Raw genomic sequence first — 18,304 nt, 5'->3', positions numbered from 1 at the left:
ATGTCCCTGCGCGCCATGCACTTCGTGATGCCCGGCGGGGTCGACGACCCGGCGAAGCCGAGCGGCGGCAACAGCTACGACGTCCGGGTGAGCCTGGACCTGCCCGGCTTCGGCTGGCAGGTCCACAAGCACGCCGTCGACGGCGGCTGGCCCCACCCCGGCGCGCAGGCCCGGGCCGAACTCGCCCGCGTCCTCGCCGAACTTCCCGAGGGGACCGTCGTCCTCCTCGACGGCCTGGTCGCCTGCTCCGTCCCCGAGATCATCGCGGCGGAGACCGAACGGCTGCGCCTGGCCGTGCTGGTGCACCTGCCGCTCGGCGACGAGACGGGACTCACCCCCGAGGTCGCGGCGGACCTCGACGCCCGCGAACGCGCCACCCTGCGCGCCGTGCCCGCCGTGGTCGCCACCAGCGAGTGGGCCGCCCGCAGGCTGGTCGCGCACCACGGGCTCGCGCCCGACCGGGTCCATGTCGCCGCCCCCGGCGCCGACATCGCGCCCCTGGCCCCCGGCACCGACGGCGTGTCCCGGCTGCTGTGCGTCGCCTCCGTCACCCCGCGCAAGGGCCAGCACCGACTGGTTGAGGCGCTCGCCACCGTCACCGAACTGCCCTGGAGCTGCGTCCTCGTCGGCGGTCTCACCCACGACCCCGAGTACGTGTCCGAGCTCCGGGACCTGATCGGGCGGCACGGGCTCGGTGACCGGCTGCGCCTCGCCGGCCCCCAGCAGGGCGCCGAACTCGACGCGAGCTACGCCTCCGCGGACCTCATGGTCCTCACGTCGTACGCCGAAACATACGGAATGGCTGTCACCGAGGCGCTCGCGCGCGGCATCCCCGTCCTCGCCACGGACGTCGGCGGGCTCCCCGAGGCGGTCGGGCGCGCGCCCGACGGCGGGGTGCCCGGCCTCCTCGTACCCCCGGAGAACCCGGCCGCGCTCGCGGCCGAGCTGCGCGGCTGGTTCGGCGAGCCCGACGTGCGGCGCAGGCTGAAGTCCGCGGCGCGCGCCCGCCGCGCCTCCCTCGACGGCTGGGCCACGACGGCCCGGAGTCTGTCGGGTGTACTGGGGCGATTGAGGGCAGAAGCAAGCAGGGGGGCGGCATGACCACGAGCACCACGCCGTCCGGGACTCCCGGACACGGCACGACGACAGCGGCACCGGAAGCCGGCGGGCCGGCCTCGGCCGACTCGCGGGGTCACGGCGAGGAGAACGGGTCCCACGTGCCGGAACGCGACACCGGAACGATTCGCCTCGGCGACCGAGGGCGGAGCGAGGCCACCGACGAGGTCCCGCGCTTCGCCCCCGAATGGCTCCAGTTGCGCGAGAGCGCCGACGCGGCCGCCCGTGCGGCCGACCTCCTCGACCCGCTGCGCATCCGGCTCGCGAACCTCCCGAAGCGGGCCAACGGATTCGTCATCCACGACCTGGGCTGCGGCACCGGGTCGATGGGCCGCTGGCTCGCGCCCCGGCTCGACGGACCCCAGCACTGGGTGCTGCACGACCGCGACCCGTACCTGCTGCACTTCGCCGCCGTCGGTTCGCCGAAGTCGGCCGCCGACGGCAGCCGGGTCACCGTGGAGACCCAGCGCGGCGATGTCGCGCGCCTGACCTCGGACGCACTGGCCGGTGCCTCGCTGGTGACGGCCTCCGCCCTGCTGGACGTCCTCACCACCGAGGAGATCGACGCGCTCGCCGCGGCCTGCGCGGGCGCCGGCTGCCCCGCGCTGCTGACCCTCTCGGTCGTCGGCCGTGTCGAACTCACCCCGGCCCACCCGCTGGACGCCGAGATCGCCGCCGCCTTCAACGCGCACCAGCGCCGCGGCGACCTGCTCGGCCCCGACGCCGTCGACGCCGCCTGCGACGCGTTCGCACGGCACGGCGCGACGGTACGGGTGCACCCCAGCGCGTGGCGCCTCGGTCCGGACGAGTCCGCGCTGAGCGCCCAGTGGCTGGAGGGCTGGGTCGGTGCCGCCGTCGAGCAGGACCCCGAACTGGCCCCCCGCGCCGAGGAGTACCTCCGCGAGCGCCTCGCGCAGTGCGCCGCGGGCGAGTTGAACGCCGTGGTCCACCACTGCGACCTGCTCGCACTGGCCCGCCCGACAGGGGGAGCCTGATGGGCGCGCAGGCCATGGCGGACGAGGCCCGGGCAGCCGCCGTGGACGACGCACCGTCGTCCACGGCCGGTGACGGCGGCACGGAGGGGCGGACCGCCCGGGCGCGAGTCGATGCGCGCCCGGACGTCCCGGCCCTCCGGCCCCGTGCCGGTCGGACCCGCCTCGCCGCGGGTCTCCGGGCCGGCCTCGGCTCCCGTGTCCTGCGCACCCACTTCGGCACGGTCGCCGGAATCGTCATCCTCACCGTGCTGACCTGGCGGCTGGGCACCGGCGTCTTCGTCGAGGGCCTGCGCCGCATCGACGGGCCAACCGTGCTGGCCGCGCTCGGCATCGGCCTGCTCACCACCGTGTTCAGCGCCTGGCGCTGGTGCGTGGTGGCCCGCGGCATGAAGCTCGGGCTGCCGCTGGGAGCAGCCGTCGCCGACTACTACCGGGCGCTGTTCCTCAACGCGGCGCTGCCCGGCGGCGTGCTCGGGGACGTCCACCGCGCCGTGCGGCACGGGCAGAGCGCCGGGGACGTCGGGCGCGGAGTGCGCGCGGTCGTCCTCGAACGGGTCGCGGGGCAGGCCGTCCTGGCCCTGGTCGGCGTGAGCGTGCTGCTCACCGTGCCCTCGCCGGTCCTCGACCGGACACGGCACCTCGCCGTGCTGCTGGCCGCGGTCTCGCTGTGCGGTGCGGCCGGGGCCGTGGTGCTGCGCACGAGGCGCGGGACGCGCGTCCCGCGCCGGTTCCCGGCCGTGCGCGGCGCGCTCACCGAGGCCCGCGGGGCCCTGCTCGCGCGGGGCAGCTGGCCGGGTGTCGCCCTGTCGTCCGTCGTCGTCCTCGCGGGGCACGTGGCGATGTTCCTGCTGGCCGCACGGGTGGCCGGATCGGACGCCCCGGCCGTCGAACTGGTGCCGCTGGCACTGCTCGCGCTGATCGCGATGGGGCTGCCGCTGAACGTCGGCGGCTGGGGGCCGAGGGAGGGCGTCACGGCATGGGCGTTCGGCGCGGCCGGTCTGGGAGCCGCGCAGGGACTGACGGTGGCCGTGGTCTACGGGGTGCTCAGCCTCGTGGCGAGCCTGCCCGGCGTCGCGGTCCTGTTCGGACGGTGGTACGCGGGGCTGCGGCGCCCGCGGGTGGACAGCGCGGCGGCCGAGCCGGGCCCGGACTCCGAGGTGGAGTCGCCGGGGACCCGGATCGCGGTCCGCGCCGGAAGGGACGGGGACAGTCAGTGCCGATCAGTTACGGCCGGAAGCCCGGTCTCCGATGTCAGCAGCGAGAAGTACGCTCCGAAGGAGCCGGCCAACGAGGCGAGGATCTCCTTCCCCTTCTCGGCGGACGCCCTCGAAGGGCGCCCGATGACACCGGACTTGGTATAGGCGGACATGCCGAGGGCCAGCAGATGCCTGCGGTCGTCGGCGACGAAGTCGGAGGTTTCGTAGCCGGGCCTGACGAATTCCGGATCGGTGTGCAGCAGAATGGAGGTCTCGATTTCCCCCGCATGCATATCGCTGAGCAACGAGGTCTGTATCCCGGAACTCTCCCGCGCCGCTTCCCAGTCCTCGGCCGCCGGGAAGAGAGCCATCCGCGCACCGGCGGCGGTGGATTCCTGAACGACGTTGCCCAGTACGTAGTTTCCGCCGTGTCCGTTGACAAGAACGAGGGTGTCCACACCCGACCTGCGCAGCGAGTCGGCGATGTCCCGCACCACCGCATGAAGAGTCACGGAGGAAATGCTCACCGTTCCCGGCCAGGCCGCGTGTTCGTGCGAGCAGGAGATCGTCACCGGAGGAAGGAGGTGAACGGGGAATGCGGAAGCCACCTCCCGGGCGATCGCGCAGGCGACGAGCGTGTCGGTCGACAGCGGAAGATACGGTCCGTGCTGCTCGAAGCTGCCCACGGGAAGCACGGCGACCTGCCGGGCGACACCGGCGCCTCGTGCGCGCACATCCTCCGTGGTGTCCCCCGGCAAGGGGCCTGACACCGTGAACCGAGTTTCCGAACCGTCCGAATTGACCATGTTCTCGCGACCTTTCGTCTCTGCTTAGGAACCAGAATCATGACAGAAATAGATGGCGTGCTCGCCGGGAAAGTCCACCCCTCAGGTGTCGAACGGGTCGTGATTGCCCCGCTGCCCACGGTGTACGGCCATTTCCAGGCCGTCGGATACCTGGACCGTGATCGCGGAGACGAACAAGTTGCCCTGGTGTACGGCGACATACAGGAACAGGGAATGCTCACCCGGCTGCACTCCGAGTGCCTGACCGGGGACGCGTTCGGGTCCCAGCACTGCGAGTGCGGGCCCCAGCTCACCACCGCCCTGCGGGAGATCGCGGCCAACGGCAGCGGCATCCTCGTCTACCTGCGCGGGCACGAGGGCCGCGGCATCGGGCTGCTCGCCAAGCTCCAGGCGATGAAGCTCCAGGCGGAGGGGCTCGACACGGTCGAGGCGAACCTCGCCCTGGGACTGCCCGTGGACGCCCGCGACTACGGCGTCGCCGCGAACATCCTGCACGACCTCGGCGTCCGCTCGGTGAGACTGCTGTCCAACAACCCCCGCAAGCGCGAGGCACTGCTCCGCAACGGCATCAGAGTCGACGAGCAGGTGCCGCTGCTCATCCCGCCGTGCGAGGACAACATCACCTACCTGCGGACCAAGCGCGAGCGCCTGGACCACGACCTGCCCCACCTGGACGCGGTGGTCGGCCACCGGGCCTGAACCCCGCAGCCGCCCCGCGCGCCGCCGACCTCCCCGGCGGCGCGCGGCGGCGGGCCGACCGAACAAGCGCGCACCCGGGGCCGCGCGGGATCGCGCGGCAGGCCCGTCGGGGTGCGGGTACCGCGCGGGGCCGTCACCCGGACGCGCCGGTGGAGTGACACCGGCGCGGGCGTGGGAAAGGTACAGAGGACGACCGACGACGTCCTCCACCCCTCCCACGACGAGGTGACCGCCCTGCCCGGCACCGACACCGCGATCGAGTCCCGGCGCGCCCGGCGCGCCCGCTTCACCCGACCCCGGAGCACCGGGCACGGGCCGCCCGGCTGCTCGCCGCCGAACTCGGCACTCCCGTCACGGCCGTCGACCCGGCGGGGGAGGCCGTGAGCGCGATGCCGCTGGTCCACGCCCGCACCCTCGACCGCACCCCCGGCGTCCTCGGCGCACGGCTCGCCCGGGTCCGCACGGCCGTGAGAGCAGTGTCCTTCGCACCGGACCGCCGCGAGGCCGACGCCGCCCGCGCCCGGGAGCCGGCGTGAACGCCCCGCCCGCACGCGCGGAGGTCGTCGTGATCGGCGGCGGAGTGATGGGCACGAGCATCGCCTACCACCTGGCCCGGGCCGGCGTCGAGGACGTGCTGCTGGTCGAGCGGGGCGAACTGGCGTCGGGCTCCACCTCGCGCGCCGCGGGCGGTGTGCGCGCCCAGTTCTCCGACGAACTCAACATCCTGCTCGGAGCGCGGAGCCTGGAGGCCTTCGCCCGCTTCGAGCGGGACACCGGCCAGGACATCGGGCTGCACCGCGTCGGCTACCTCTTCCTGCTGTCAACGCCCGAGGACGTCGCGTCGTTCGAGGCCGGGGTACGACGGCAGAACGCCCTCGGCGTACCCAGCCGTATGACGGACCCGGCAGAGGCCCGCCGCCTGTCGCCGCTGATCGGCACCGAGGGACTGCTGGCCGCCGCCTTCTCCCCGGACGACGGCCACTGCACCCCCGAGGCCGTGGTGCACGGCTACGCCGCGGCGGCCCGCCGCCACGGCGCGACCCTCGTACGGCACTGCGAGGTGACCGGTGTCGAGACCCGCGGCGACGCCGTCACGGCCGTCGTCACCGACCGCGGCCGGATCGCCACCTCCACCGTCGTCTGCGCCGCGGGCGCCTGGTCGAGGGCCGTCGGGGCGATGGCCGGCGTGGACCTCCCGGTGGAGCCGCTGCGCCGTCAGATCGCCGTCACCGGACCGGTTCCCGGCCTGCCGCCCCGCCTGCCCATGACCATCGACTTCACCAGCAGCCTGTACTTCCACGCCGAGGGCCCCGGTCTGCTCCTCGGCATGTCCGACCCCGACGAGAGCACCGGCTTCGCGACCGGGACGCACGACCGCTGGATCCCGCGCCTGTGCGCCGCCATGGAGCACCGCGCCCCCGCCCTGCTCGACCTGCGCAGGACGGGCGGCTGGGCGGGCCTGTACGAGGTCACCCCCGACCGCAACGCGCTGATCGGCGAGGCGCGTTCGGTCTCCCGCTTCCTGTACGCGACCGGGTTCTCCGGACACGGATTCCTCCAGGGACCCGCCGTGGGCGAGGTCGTCCGCGACCTCTTCCTGGGGCATGATCCCTTCGTCGACATCACCCCGCTGCGTGCCGAACGGTTCGCCGCAGACGCCCCGCGACCGGAGGTCAACTGCGTATGAGCGAGCTTCACCTGTGGCTGCGCCACGAGACCCGTACGACCGAGCGGCGCACCCCGGTCGTGCCCGCGGACGCCGGTCGGCTCGTCGGGAGCGGCGTGACGCTGACCGTCGAGGAGTCCCCGCAGCGGATCTTCCCGGTGGAGGAGTACGAGGCGGCCGGCTGCCGGATCGTCCCGGCCGGCTCCTGGACCGGCGCGCCTCCGCGGGCGGTGGTCGTCGGCCTCAAGGAACTCCCGGACGAGCCGGCGGAGTTGCGGCACCGGCATGTCTTCTTCGGGCACGCGTACAAGGAGCAGCCGGGGGCGCGGGCCCTGCTGACCCGGTTCGCCGCCGGGGGAGGGGCGCTCTTCGACCTGGAGTACCTGGTGGACGAGCACGGGCGCAGGCTCGCCGCGTTCGGCCACTGGGCGGGCTACGTGGGCGCCGCGCTGGCCGTCCTGCACCACCGGGGCCGGCTGACGGCCCCGCTGCGCCCCACCTCGAAGGAGGAACTCGACGAGGCGCTGCGGCCCGTCCCCGGGGAGGACCGCCTCGACGCGCTGGTGATCGGCGCGCTGGGCCGCTCGGGCGTCGGCGCGCGCGCCGCGCTCGCCGAGGCCGGCGCCGCCCCCACCTGCTGGGACGTCGCCGAGACCCGAGACCTGGACCGCGCGGCCCTGCTCGCGCACGAGCTGATGGTCAACACCGTCCTGACCACCGGGCCCGTCACCCCCTTCCTCACCGACAAGGACCTGGACGAACCGGGCCGCCGGCTGCGCACGGTGTGCGACGTGACCTGCGACGTCGGCTCCCCTTACAACGTCCTGCCGGTCTACGACACGGTCACCGACTGGACGGACCCCGTACGGCGTCTCCACGAGCGGCCCGTCCTCGACCTCGTCGCCATCGACAACCTGCCCTCCCTGCTGCCCCGTGAGGCCAGTAGGGACTTCTCGGCCGCGCTGGCGCCCCGGCTGCCCGCCTTTGCGTCGGGCGGGGAGTGGGAGCGCTGCCGGGACAGGTTCGACGAGACGTGCCGCGCACTCGGACTGACGGAGGGATGAGCCCGCGATGAACGCTCCGAGCGCAGTCCCCGCCTCCGGCACCGTCCACTGGATCGGCGCCGGCCTCTCCACGGGCAGCGGCCTCGCCGCGCTCGTCGACTCGGGCGCCCGCGTACGCCTGTGGCACCGGACGCGGGAGCGGGCCGTGCAAGCCCTCGCGGCCCTCGGGCTCACCGGGCGCGCGGAGCCCCGCGCCCTCACACCCCCCGCGCTCACCGCCGAACTGGCGCCCGGGGACGTCGTGGTCTCGATGCTGCCCGCGACCGGGCACGCGCCGCTGCTGGCGGCCTGTGTGGCGCGTGGGGCCCACTTCGCGTGCTCCAGCTACGTCTCCGACGCGGTCCTCGAACACGTCCCGGCGGCGCGGGAGGCGGGGCTCGTCGTCCTCACCGAGGCGGGACTCGACCCGGGCATCGACCACCTCTTCGCGCACTCGCTGATCGCGAGAGCCCGGGAGCGGCTGGGCACCGGGACCGCCGAGGCCGACCTCACCTCCTACTGCGGTGGCGTCCCCGCGGTCCCCAACGCCTTCAGGTACCGCTTCAGCTGGGCTCCGACCGGAGTCCTCAACGCGCTGCGCTCGCCCGCCCGTTACCTGGAGGACGGGGCCGAGACGACGGTGGAGCGGCCCTGGGAGGCCACCCGGCCGCACCTGGTGGACGGCGAGCCGTTCGAGGCCTACCCGAACCGCGACAGCCTCCCGTTCCTCGCCCAGTACGGACTGCCGCGGGCCTGGACGCCCCGTACCTTCATCCGCGGCACCCTGCGCCTGGACGGCTGGCTCGACGCCTGGCAGCCGGTCTTCGAGGAACTCCGCGGAGGGGACGACGAGCGGATCGCCGGGCTCGCGGCGGAACTGGCGGCCCGCCACCCGATGACCGGCGCCGACCGCGACCGGGTGGTCCTCGCCGTCTCGCTCGACGTGCGCGACGGCTCGGGACGGACCTGGTCGGGCCGGTACCTGCTGGACCAGGAGGGGGACGCGCGGGAGAGCGCGATGGCCCGCTGCGTGTCCCGTACGCTCGCGCTCGGCGTGCGGCACGTCCTGGACGGCGATCTGCCGCCGGGACTCAGCAGGGCGGCGGAGACGGCCGAACGGTCCGAGCGGTGGCTGTCCGAACTCGCCGCCGAGGGGCTCGACTTCGGTCTGCGAACGGACGAGCCGGCCTGACCTGACCCCCCGGGACGTCACCCCGGGACCCGGCTCCGGGCGGTCCGGGTCGGGTGGACGGTCCGGGCCGACCGGGTTTTCAGGATTGTCCGAGCCGTCCGAGCCGTTCGAGCCGTCCGAGTTGTCCGGGCCGTTCGGTCGAGGGCCGGGTGCACTCGGCGCACCGGTTCGCGCGTGGGCCTCCCTGAGCCGCCGTCAGGACGCGCATCCGGCAGGCCCGGTTCGGCCGCGGGCGATGTGCGTCGAGGGGCGATGTGCGCCGACTGCGGCCCCCGGTGCGCGCGTCGGGTTCCGCGTTTCCCTCCGACCCGCCGCGCAAACCCCGTTCGCCCCGTCGCGCGGCCCGTTCGACGTGAGATGTGCGACACATCCGTGACGGGACACGGAACCCAGGTACCCGGGAACAAGAGCGTCGTCCGCACCGGGACGGCGTCGCGGTCCGGCCGGGCCGGCACCGTCCGGCCGGGACGCCCGGCCCCGCGCGGGGCGGGTCCCCGTCCCGGGGCGAACGGTGCGCCGTCCGGCTCCGGTTGGCGGACGTGACGGGTGAGAGGGAGGTGTTCTCCGGATGAAACGCGAGGCCAGAGCCCTGCGGACACGACGGGCCGGGCTGCCGCGGCATGCCGACCGGCCGGTCCGCGGTCACCCGGACGGCGCCTTGGGCGACCACCAGACGCTCGGGCGCGCCCGCGCGCCGACCTCCGCGCGGCCCCGGATCCGTACCTCCGGGGCATACGTCCTACGAGGTGGACGCCCGCCCTGTGCGCGCAGGACGGCGGGAGCCGGAGCCGTTCACGGACCGTACTCCTCCGATGACTACGCAGAGTAAGGCAACCATTCTCCAGTTCGATTCGTATATCTCCGTGGAAGCCCAGCAGACCCGTCGGGCGACGTGACGTCGGAGCGTCACGATCCGCTTGACGGGTACGCACCGAGCAAGGAGAACCGATGCGACCGTTCGCGCTCAACTACGCCCGTCCGGCCCAGCAGTTGGAGGTCAGCGTTCCGTATGCCTATGACTCCAGACTGCAGTTGAACGTGCTTCCGGACGGGCGGCTCGCCGCGCACGACTACGCCGTGTTGCGGGACCTGGGGGCCACCACGTCCACGGCGGGCTCGAAGACCCACTTCGACGACTGAATCCGGACCCGCGACAATGACGGTTCTGATCCTGACGTGCGAACAGGATGTGACCGCGGACATGGTGGTGGCGGAACTCGACGGGAGTGGCGTCCCGGTCGTCCGCCTCGATCCCGCGGACCTGCCCGGCCCGGTGGCCCTGTCGGGCGAGTACGTGCACGGCGCCTTCCGCGGCCATCTGTCCGCCGGCGGCCGCATGGTGAGCATGAGCGGGCTGAGGTCCGTCTGGGTGCGCAGGCCAGGCGTTCCCGCGACCCGTGCGGCCGAGCCCTCCGACTGGCTCAGCGAGGAGACCTCGCAGGCGCTGTACGGCATGCTGCGCTCCACGGACGCGCGCTGGATGAACCACCCCGACGCCGCCCGGCGTGCCCGCCACAAGCCCTGGCAGCTCCGCCTCGCCCAGCGCAGCCGGCTTCCCGTACCCGCCACGCTGATCACCACGTTCCCGCAGGCCGCCAGGGACTTCGCGGACCGCTTCCCGGACCTGGTGGTCAAGCCCGTCTCGGGCGCGCATCCGCAGGAGCCGCCGCGGGCCGTGCCCACCAGCAGGGTCGCCCCGGACGCGGACTTCTCGGCCGTCGCCTACGGCCCGACCCTGCTCCAGCGGCGGGTCGCCAAGCGGGCGGACATCAGGATGACCTGCGTCGGCGACCGGATCCACGCCGCCCGCAAGGCGGTCGGCCCGGACGCCGACCCCGACGAGGTCGACGTGCGCTTCGCCACGTCCGACACCACGTGGCTCCCGGTCGAGCCCCCGCCGCGGGTGGCCGCCGGGGTGCGCACCTACCTGCGGGAGGCCGGCCTCGCCTACGGGGCCTTCGACTTCGCGGAGGACGGCGACGGGACGTGGTGGTTCCTGGAGTGCAACCAGTCGGGCCAGTTCGGATTCGTCCAGATCGAGTCCGGCCAGCCCGTCGCGCGCTCGGTGGCCGACTGGCTGGCGGCCCCCGGACCTGACCCGGTCCCGTCCAACGGGGGCAGGGCCTGGCTCCTGGAGGGCCACTGAGCCGTACGGACCCGGGCGTCGCGGACCCCGTCGGAAGCCCGCGCCCGGAGGCCCGGGGACGCCGGAACCCCCGGACAGCGGGAGCTGCCGGGGGTCCGGACGGGTCGTGACGGCCGTGACGGACCGACCGCGTCGAAGGGGTGCGGGCCGTCGCCCGGGACGGCTCAGGCCGACACGGTAGCCCGGTCCGGGGACTTCGTCCCCGCCCGCTCGCCGAGCCGCTCCGTCGGCACGGTGTGCGTCTCGCGCGCGGTGATCGCCGCGATCACCGGCGGGACGCACAGCGCGGCGGTGAACAGCGCCACGGCCTTCCAGTCGTCGCCGTCGGGGCCCGCGATCTGCGCGGCGAAGGTCACCGCGAACCCGGCGACCGCGAAGCCGATCTGGGTACCGACGGCCATGCCCGACAACCGCACCCGGGTCGGGAACATCTCGCCGTAGAAGGACGGCCAGACCCCGTTCGCGGCGCTGTAGACGACGCCGAAGGTGATGATTCCGAGGACCATGACCAGCGGGTACGAGCCGGTGGAGATGGCCCACAGGTAGGCGAACATCATCACCGCGCTGCCCGCGGCGCCGATCAGGAAGACCGGGCGGCGGCCGACGCGGTCGGACAGCGTGGCCCACAGCGGGATCGCGGCGAGGGCCACGAGGTTGGCGAGCGCGCCCACCCAGAGCATCGACGTACGGTCCATGCCGACGGCGTCACTGGTCGAGTACGCCAGCGCCCACACCGTGAAGATCGTGCTGACCGAGGCGACGAGGGCGGCGGCCACCACACGCAGGACGTCGGCCCAGTAGTCGCGCAGCAGCACGGCGAGAGGCATCTTCGCGACGCCCTCGGTGGCGGCCTGCCGGGTGAAGGTCGGGGTCTCCTCGAGCGTGCGGCGGATGACGTAGCCCACGACGGCGACGGCGATGCTCATCCAGAACGGGACGCGCCAGCCCCAGGAGAGCAGTTGGTCCTCGGGGAGCGCCGCGACCGGGATGAACACGAGCGTGGCGAGGAGCTGGCCGCCCTGGGTGCCGCTGAGGGTGAAGCTGGTGAAGAAGCCGCGCCGGTCCGGCGGCGCGTGCTCCAACGACATCGAGTTGGCGCTCGCCTGCTCGCCGGCGGCCGAGATGCCCTGCAGGACACGGCAGAGGACCAGCAGGACGGGGGCCAGCGTGCCGACCTGGTCGCGGGTGGGCAGGCAGCCGATGAGGAACGTCGACACGCCCATCAGCATCAGCGTGAAGACCATGATCTTCTTGCGGCCGAGCCGGTCGCCGAAGTGGCCGAGGAAGAGCGCGCCGACGGGACGGGCCGCGTAGGCGACGCCGAAGGTGGCCAGGGAGAGCAGGGTCGCGGTCGCCGGGTCCGACTCGTCGAAGAAGACGTCCGGGAAGATCAGCGCGGCGGCGCTGCCGTAGATGAAGAAGTCGTAGTACTCCAGCGCGCTGCCGATCCAGGCGGCCGTGGCGGCCTTCTTCGGCTGGCCCGCGGGGGCGGCGGGCGGGCTTGCGGGGACTGACACGGCGTGCTCCTTCGAGGGGACTCCGGGGGACGCGGAGTGACGTACGGGAGGGGTGCCGGGCCCTGGGGGGTGAGCGGGTCGGCTGTGCCGGGCCGTGGCCCGATTAATTAACCCACTGGGTAGTTAGTAGTGGATGGCTACGGATGTTGCGCCCGCGTTTCTCCGGTGTCAAGGGGTCGTGGCGCGGGAATCCCGCGGCACGACGGGGGCCCGCCGGCCGGCGTCAGTCCGCCGAGCGGTCCGCCGTCAGATACGCGATGACCATGTCGCCGAGCATCGTCCGGTAGTGCTCCCGCTGGTCGGGGGCGGTCAGGTCGCGGCCGAAGAGCGCGCCGAAGGTGTGCCGGTTGGCGACCCGGAAGAAGCAGAACGAGCTGATCATCGCGTGCAGGTCCACGGCGTCGACGTCGGCCGTGAACAGCCCCGAGCTGCGGCCCGACTCCAGGATGCGGCGGATCACGTCGAGGGCCGGGGAGCCGATCCTGCCCAGTTCCTCGGAGGCGGCGATGTGCTCGGCCTCGTGGATGTTCTCGATGCTCACCAGGCGGATGAAGTCCGGGTGCGCCTCGTGGTGGTCGAACGTCAGCCCGGCGAGCCGCCTGATGGCCGCGACCGGGTCCAGGTGCTCGACGTCCAGCTCCTGCTCGGCGTGCCGGATCACGGTGTACGCGCGCTCCAGGACCGCGGTGAAGAGCTGCTCCTTGCCGCCGAAGTAGTAGTAGATCATCCGCTTCGTGGTGCGGGTGCGGGCCGCGATCTCGTCGACCCGCGCCCCGGCGAACCCGGCCCGGGCGAACTCGTGGGTCGCCACGTCGAGGATCTCGGCCTTCGTGCGGGCGGCGTCCCGGATGCGGCCCCCGGGGCGAGCCGGCTCTTCGACAGTGGTCATCGGGTGTCCTTCGGCAGAGGTCCAGGGCCCGCGCGGTCGGGCGGCGCCGGTGCCCGCGATTGTAGAAGCCGCCGCCCGGGACGCGGAGCGGTGGTCGTCCGGCCGGGCGCGGGGGCGATTCCGTGCCGTGCGCCTCTTCCCCGGTGTCCTGCCCCGTGATACGACTAACGAACCAGTTCGTACATTGGCGTCGACGTCAGCCAGGAGGACCGTGATGGCCCAGGAGTCGTTTCTCGTCGGGCTCATCGGCTCCGGCATCGGTCCGTCGCTCAGCCCCGCGCTGCACGAGCGCGAGGCGGACCGGCAGGGCCTGCGCTACCTCTACCGCCTGATCGACATCGACACCCTCGGCGTCACCCCCGACGCGGTGGGGGACCTGGTGCGCGCCGCCCGGGACCTCGGCTTCGACGGGCTCAACATCACCCACCCGTGCAAGCAGCTCGTCATCGGGCACCTCGACGCGCTCGCCCCGCAGGCCGAGGCGCTCGGCGCCGTCAACACCGTCGTCTTCGAGGACGGCCGCGCGATCGGCCACAACACCGACGTCACCGGGTTCGCCGCGTCCTTCGCGCGGGGCCTGCCCGACGCCCCGCTGGACCGGGTCGTGCAGCTCGGTGCCGGCGGCGCGGGGGCGGCCGTCGCGCACGCCGCGCTCACCCTCGGCGCCGGGCACGTCACCGTCGTGGACCCGCTGCCCGACCGGGCCTCGGACCTCGCCGCCGCGCTGAACCGGCACTTCGGCGAGGGCCGCGCGGCCGCCGGCTCCCCGGACCGGCTGGCCTCCCTGCTCGCCGGCGCCGACGGCGTCGTGCACGCCACGCCCACCGGGATGGCCGCCCACCCCGGCCTGCCGTTCCCGGCCGGACTGCTGCACCCCGGTCTGTGGGTGGCCGAGGTCGTCTACCGCCCCCTGGAGACGGAACTGCTGCGTACCGCCCGCGCGGTGGGCTGCCCGACGCTCGACGGCGGCGGCATGGCCGTCTTCCAGGCCGCGGACGCGTTCCGGCTCTTCACGGGCCGGGAACCCGACAGCACCCGGATGCTCGCGGACATCGCGGAGCTGGCCGCCGGGACCCCCGCCGCCGGGGAGTCCGACGCGGCCGGGGTCCGCGGCTGAGGGACCCGCCGCGGACGGTCCGCCGTCGGAGTCCGCCCCGGGCCCCCGGTACGCGACCGGCGCCCGAACCGGAACCGACCTCCCAGGCCCCGGAGCCTCCGGGCCCCGAACTCCCGCCGGCGCCCGAGCCTCCGCCGGCGTCCGAGCCCCGGCACCCGAACCCGACCCCTCCCGCATCCGAGCCCCCGGCCCCGAGCCCGATCGAAGGAGCACCCCGTGCGCACGTCCATCGCCACCGTCTCACTCAGCGGGTCCCTCACCGAGAAGCTCACGGCCGCGGCCAGGGCGGGCTTCGACGGGGTGGAGATCTTCGAGAACGACCTCCTCGCCAGCCCCCTGACACCGGAGGAGGTCCGTGCGCGCTGCGCCGACCTGGGCCTGAGCATCGACCTGTACCAGCCGATGCGCGACATCGAGGCAGTCCCGGCGGACGAGTTCGAGCGCAACCTGCGCCGCGCCGAGCACAAGTTCCGGCTGATGGAACGGCTCGGCGCCGACACCGTCCTCGTCTGCTCCAGCGTCTCCCCGCTCGCCCTGGACGACGACGCGCTGGCCGCCTCGCAGTTGCGGCGCCTCGCCGAGCGCGCCCACGACGCCGGCATCCGCGTCGCCTACGAGGCACTGGCCTGGGGCCGCCACGTGAGCACGTACGACCACGCCTGGCGGATCGTCGAGGCCGCGGACCACCCGGCGCTCGGCACCTGTCTGGACAGTTTCCACATCCTCGCCCGCGGCTCCGACCCCAAGGGCGTCGAGGACATCCCCGGCGGGAAGATCTTCTTCCTCCAGCTCGCCGACGCCCCGCTGATGGCGATGGACGTCCTCCAGTGGAGCCGCCACTACCGCTGCTTCCCCGGGCAGGGCGGGCTCGACGTCGCCGGGCTGGTCGGCCACGTCCTGCGCACCGGATACGACGGGCCGCTCTCCCTGGAGGTGTTCAACGACGTGTTCCGCCAGGCCGAGGCGGGCCCCACCGCCGTGGACGCCCTGCGCTCCCTGCTCGTCCTCCAGGAGGACGCCGGGGTGAGCGCGCCGCCCGCACCCGTCGTCCCCACCGGCATCGCCTTCGCCGAACTCGTGACCCCCGACGTGGAACCGGTCACGGAACTGCTGGAAGCGCTCGGCTTCGCCCGTACCGCCCGGCACCGCAGCAAGCCCGTCGACCTGTGGCAGCAGGGCGGGGCCCGCGTACTGCTCAACACGGGCCCCGCCGCCCGCCGCGACGGCACCCGGCTGGCCGCCGTCGGCCTGGAGTCGCCGGACCCCGCGGGCGCGGCCCAGCGCGCCGAGGCACTGCTCGCCCCCGTCCTGCCGCGCCGCCGCGCCCCCGGGGACGTCGAACTCGATGCGGTCGCCGCGCCCGACGGCACCGAACTCTTCTTCTGTGCGACGGACCGGCCCGGACTGCCCAGTTGGACAAGCGACTTCGAGGCCGTGGAGCACCGGCCGCCCACCGGCGGCCTGCTCCACGTCGACCATCTGGCCCTCACCCAGCCCTGGCACCAGTTCGACGAGGCGGCCCTCTTCCACCGCAGCGTCCTCGGGCTCGCCGCACAGGAGAGCGTGGACGTCGCGGACCCGTACGGACTGCTGCGCAGCCGGGCCGTCGCCAACGACGACGGCAGCGTACGGATCGCACTCGGGGTGGGCCCCGCCCCCACCGCCGACGAGGCCGGCCGCGCCCAGCACATCGCGTTCGCCACCGGCGACCTCGTCGCCGCCGCCCGCCGGTTCCGCGACGCGGGGGGCCGCCTCCTCCCGGTGCCCGCCAACTACTACGACGACCTGGCGGCGAAGTACGCCCTTCCGGACGCCGACCTGGAGGCCTACCGGGAGCTGGGCATCCTCTACGACCGCGACGCGGGCGGCGCGTTCCGCCACTGCTACACGGAGACCGTCGGCCGGGTCTTCCTCGAACTCGTCCAGCGCGACCCGGGCCACCGGGGGTACGGCGCCCAGAACGCCCCGGTGCGGCTCGCGGCGCAGCACGGCCGGCGGCCGGTCGGCTGACCCGGACGTACGGGGTTCCCGGCCCCTCGTGCACAGCAACCCGCCGGCCCGTCGGCGCCACCGCCGACCCGCGTCACGGACGCGTCCGCGGTGGGACCGGGCCGCCCCGCCGTTGCGGGCGCGGTCCGGTCCGGTCCGGCGTGCCCTACGGCGAGGTGTTCCACTCCGCGACGACCGGACGGCCGTGCTCGGTGGACAGCCGGCTCACCGTGCCCGTGCCGAGCCGGAACAGCCGGCCGTCCTCGGCGGGGAGGCCGAGCCGCCGCGCGGTCAGGACCCGCAGCAGATGGGCGTGGGCCACCAGCACCACGTCACCGTCGGCGAGGGCCTCGGCCGCGCGGCCGAGCACGCGGTCGGCGCGCTCGCCCACCTGGGCCGCCGACTCGCCGGGATGCCCGTCCGGCCCCGGCGGCACCCCGTCGGTCCACAGGAACCAGTCGGGACGGGTGCGGTGGATGTCGACGGTGGGCACGCCTTCGTACGCGCCGTAGTCCCACTCGCGCAGGTCGGGATCGGAGACGGCGCCACCGAGGCCCGCGAGCCGCGCGGTGCGCATCGCACGGGCGCGCGGGCTGGTGAGGACGAGCGCGAAGGAGCGCCCGGCGAACAGCGGGGCGAGGGACGCGGCCTCCTCCTCGCCGTGCCGTGTGAGCGGCAGGTCGGTCCAGCTGGTGTGCCGGCCCGACGCGCTCCACTCGGTCTCGCCGTGGCGGACCAGCAGGAGGTCGCCCACGACGCCTACTTCGCGGACTCGACTGCGTGGCCGCCGAACTGGTTGCGCAGGGCGGCGATCATCTTCATCTGCGGGGAGTCGTCCTGGCGGGACGCGAAGCGGGCGAAGAGGGAGGCGGTGATGGCGGGCAGCGGGACGGCGTTGTCGATGGCCGCCTCGACGGTCCAGCGGCCCTCGCCGGAGTCCTGGGCGTAGCCGCGCAGTCCGTCCAGGTGCTCGTCCTCGTCGAGGGCGTTGACCGCGAGGTCCAGCAGCCAGGAGCGGATGACCGTGCCTTCCTGCCAGGAGCGGAAGACCTCGCGCACGTCGGTGACCGAGTGGACCTTCTCCAGGAGCTCCCAGCCCTCGGCGTAGGCCTGCATCATGGCGTACTCGATGCCGTTGTGGACCATCTTGGAGAAGTGGCCGGCGCCGACCTTGCCCGCGTGGACGAAGCCGGCGTCGCCCTCGGGCTTGAGGGCGTCGAAGACGGGCTGGACCTTCGCGATGTTCCCGGGGTCGCCGCCGACCATCAGCGCGTACCCGTTCTGGAGTCCCCAGACGCCGCCGGAGACGCCCGCGTCGACGAATCCGATGCCCTTGGCGGCGAGCTCCTCGGCGTGCTTCTCGTCGTCGGTCCAGCGGGAGTTGCCGCCGTCGACGACGACGTCGCCCGGCTCCAGCAGCTCACCCAGCTCGTCGACGGTGGACTGGGTCGCGGCCCCGGCCGGAACCATCACCCACACCACACGCGGCGCCTCCAGGCTGCGCACGAGTTCGGCGAGGCCGCCGACGTCGCAGAGGGCGGGATTGCGGTCGTATCCGATGACGGTGTGGCCCGCGCGGCGGATGCGCTCGCGCATGTTGCCGCCCATCTTGCCGAGACCGATCAGACCGAGTTGCATGTCAGTTCACTTCTTCCGGAGAGTGCGGTAGGTGGCGACGAGGGCGGTGGTGGAGGGGTCGAGTCCGGGTACGGTGGTGCCGTCGGTGAGGGCGGGTTCGATGCGTTTGGCGAGGACCTTGCCGAGTTCGACGCCCCACTGGTCGAAGGAGTCGATGTCCCAGATGGCGCCCTGGACGAACACCTTGTGCTCGTAGAGGGCGATCAGCTGGCCCAGGACGGACGGGGTCAGTTCGGGGGCGAGGATCGTGGTCGTGGGACGGTTGCCCGCGAACGTCCGGTGCGCCACCAGGTCC

Annotated in this window: 17 protein-coding genes and 1 pseudogene; 12 read left to right on the top strand and 6 right to left on the bottom strand. The window is 73.8% G+C overall.

What is annotated here, in order from left to right; all coding sequences use genetic code 11:
* The 3 genes and pseudogenes from IE265_RS34005 to IE265_RS33995 all read left to right on the top strand — a co-directional run.
* Window positions 1-1,101, top strand: a complete 1,101-nt coding sequence (locus IE265_RS34005) for a glycosyltransferase family 4 protein (RefSeq protein ID WP_190039650.1) — start codon at window positions 1-3, stop codon at window positions 1,099-1,101.
* On the top strand, window positions 1,098-2,111 hold the full coding sequence (locus IE265_RS34000) for a class I SAM-dependent methyltransferase (RefSeq protein ID WP_190039623.1): 1,014 nt from the start codon (window positions 1,098-1,100) through the stop codon (window positions 2,109-2,111). Before IE265_RS34005 ends, IE265_RS34000 begins: the two co-directional genes overlap by 4 nt.
* Window positions 2,111-3,118 (top strand): annotated as a pseudogene (locus tag IE265_RS33995) (lysylphosphatidylglycerol synthase transmembrane domain-containing protein); the annotation flags it as partial. The gene IE265_RS34000 and the pseudogene IE265_RS33995, both read left to right, overlap by 1 nt.
* A gap of 203 nt (window positions 3,119-3,321) precedes the next feature.
* Here IE265_RS33995 and IE265_RS33990 read toward each other — a convergent pair.
* Window positions 3,322-4,113: a creatininase family protein gene (locus IE265_RS33990; RefSeq protein WP_190039622.1), complete on the bottom strand. Its 792-nt coding sequence runs from the start codon at window positions 4,111-4,113 to the stop codon at window positions 3,322-3,324.
* A gap of 39 nt (window positions 4,114-4,152) precedes the next feature.
* Between IE265_RS33990 and ribA the strand changes: the two genes are divergently transcribed.
* The 7 genes from ribA (at window position 4,153) to tgmB (ending at window position 10,859) form a co-directional block, all read left to right on the top strand.
* Window positions 4,153-4,812, top strand: a complete 660-nt coding sequence (gene ribA, locus IE265_RS33985; RefSeq protein ID WP_190039621.1) for a GTP cyclohydrolase II — start codon at window positions 4,153-4,155, stop codon at window positions 4,810-4,812.
* A gap of 380 nt (window positions 4,813-5,192) precedes the next feature.
* On the top strand, window positions 5,193-5,348 hold the full coding sequence (locus IE265_RS33980; protein WP_190039620.1) for a hypothetical protein: 156 nt from the start codon (window positions 5,193-5,195) through the stop codon (window positions 5,346-5,348).
* The gene (locus IE265_RS33975) at window positions 5,345-6,499 is read left to right on the top strand and encodes an NAD(P)/FAD-dependent oxidoreductase (RefSeq protein ID WP_268255896.1); all 1,155 of its coding nucleotides are present in this window, start codon (window positions 5,345-5,347) and stop codon (window positions 6,497-6,499) included. The genes IE265_RS33980 and IE265_RS33975 overlap by 4 nt, the downstream gene beginning before the upstream one ends.
* Complete coding sequence (locus IE265_RS33970) at window positions 6,496-7,542, top strand: saccharopine dehydrogenase (RefSeq protein WP_190039619.1); 1,047 nt, start codon at window positions 6,496-6,498, stop codon at window positions 7,540-7,542. Before IE265_RS33975 ends, IE265_RS33970 begins: the two co-directional genes overlap by 4 nt.
* A 7-nt stretch (window positions 7,543-7,549) precedes the next feature.
* Entirely contained in the window at window positions 7,550-8,713 is a 1,164-nt protein-coding gene (locus IE265_RS33965) for a saccharopine dehydrogenase family protein (RefSeq protein WP_190039618.1), read from the top strand.
* Window positions 8,714-9,661: 948 nt separating this feature from the next.
* Window positions 9,662-9,853: a putative ATP-grasp-modified RiPP gene (gene tgmA / locus IE265_RS33960; RefSeq protein WP_190039617.1), complete on the top strand. Its 192-nt coding sequence runs from the start codon at window positions 9,662-9,664 to the stop codon at window positions 9,851-9,853.
* A 16-nt stretch (window positions 9,854-9,869) separates the two neighbouring features.
* Window positions 9,870-10,859, top strand: coding sequence for an ATP-grasp ribosomal peptide maturase (tgmB, locus tag IE265_RS33955; RefSeq protein WP_190039616.1), 990 nt, complete (start codon window positions 9,870-9,872; stop codon window positions 10,857-10,859).
* A gap of 164 nt (window positions 10,860-11,023) precedes the next feature.
* Here the strand turns inward: tgmB and IE265_RS33950 are convergent, their stop codons facing one another.
* Both IE265_RS33950 and IE265_RS33945 read right to left on the bottom strand, forming a co-directional pair.
* Window positions 11,024-12,376 carry an MFS transporter gene (locus tag IE265_RS33950; protein ID WP_190039615.1) on the bottom strand — a complete coding sequence of 451 codons (1,353 nt, stop codon included), beginning with the start codon at window positions 12,374-12,376 and terminating at the stop codon, window positions 11,024-11,026.
* Window positions 12,377-12,599: 223 nt separating this feature from the next.
* Complete coding sequence (locus IE265_RS33945; protein WP_190039614.1) at window positions 12,600-13,265, bottom strand: TetR/AcrR family transcriptional regulator; 666 nt, start codon at window positions 13,263-13,265, stop codon at window positions 12,600-12,602.
* A 214-nt stretch (window positions 13,266-13,479) separates the two neighbouring features.
* On the opposite strand from IE265_RS33945, the gene IE265_RS33940 reads away from it, so the two are divergent.
* Both IE265_RS33940 and IE265_RS33935 read left to right on the top strand, forming a co-directional pair.
* Window positions 13,480-14,382 (top strand): shikimate dehydrogenase, encoded by a 903-nt coding sequence (locus IE265_RS33940; RefSeq protein ID WP_190039613.1) that lies wholly within the window; start codon window positions 13,480-13,482, stop codon window positions 14,380-14,382.
* 216 nt (window positions 14,383-14,598) lie between these two features.
* Window positions 14,599-16,392, top strand: a complete 1,794-nt coding sequence (locus IE265_RS33935) for a bifunctional sugar phosphate isomerase/epimerase/4-hydroxyphenylpyruvate dioxygenase family protein (protein ID WP_190039612.1) — start codon at window positions 14,599-14,601, stop codon at window positions 16,390-16,392.
* Window positions 16,393-16,537: 145 nt separating this feature from the next.
* Here the strand turns inward: IE265_RS33935 and IE265_RS33930 are convergent, their stop codons facing one another.
* The 3 genes from IE265_RS33930 to IE265_RS33920 all read right to left on the bottom strand — a co-directional run.
* The gene (locus IE265_RS33930; protein WP_190039611.1) at window positions 16,538-17,125 is read right to left on the bottom strand and encodes a histidine phosphatase family protein; all 588 of its coding nucleotides are present in this window, start codon (window positions 17,123-17,125) and stop codon (window positions 16,538-16,540) included.
* A 5-nt stretch (window positions 17,126-17,130) separates the two neighbouring features.
* Window positions 17,131-18,009, bottom strand: a complete 879-nt coding sequence (gene gnd / locus IE265_RS33925; RefSeq protein WP_190039610.1) for a phosphogluconate dehydrogenase (NAD(+)-dependent, decarboxylating) — start codon at window positions 18,007-18,009, stop codon at window positions 17,131-17,133.
* A gap of 6 nt (window positions 18,010-18,015) precedes the next feature.
* A partial coding sequence (locus IE265_RS33920) for a phosphoglucose isomerase-related protein (protein ID WP_506005206.1) occupies window positions 18,016-18,304 on the bottom strand: 289 nt, incomplete at its 5' end.

The organism is Streptomyces fructofermentans (assembly GCF_014651055.1).
Classification (GTDB): domain Bacteria; phylum Actinomycetota; class Actinomycetes; order Streptomycetales; family Streptomycetaceae; genus Streptomyces; species Streptomyces fructofermentans.
This window is presented reverse-complemented; position numbering and strand designations above follow the sequence as displayed.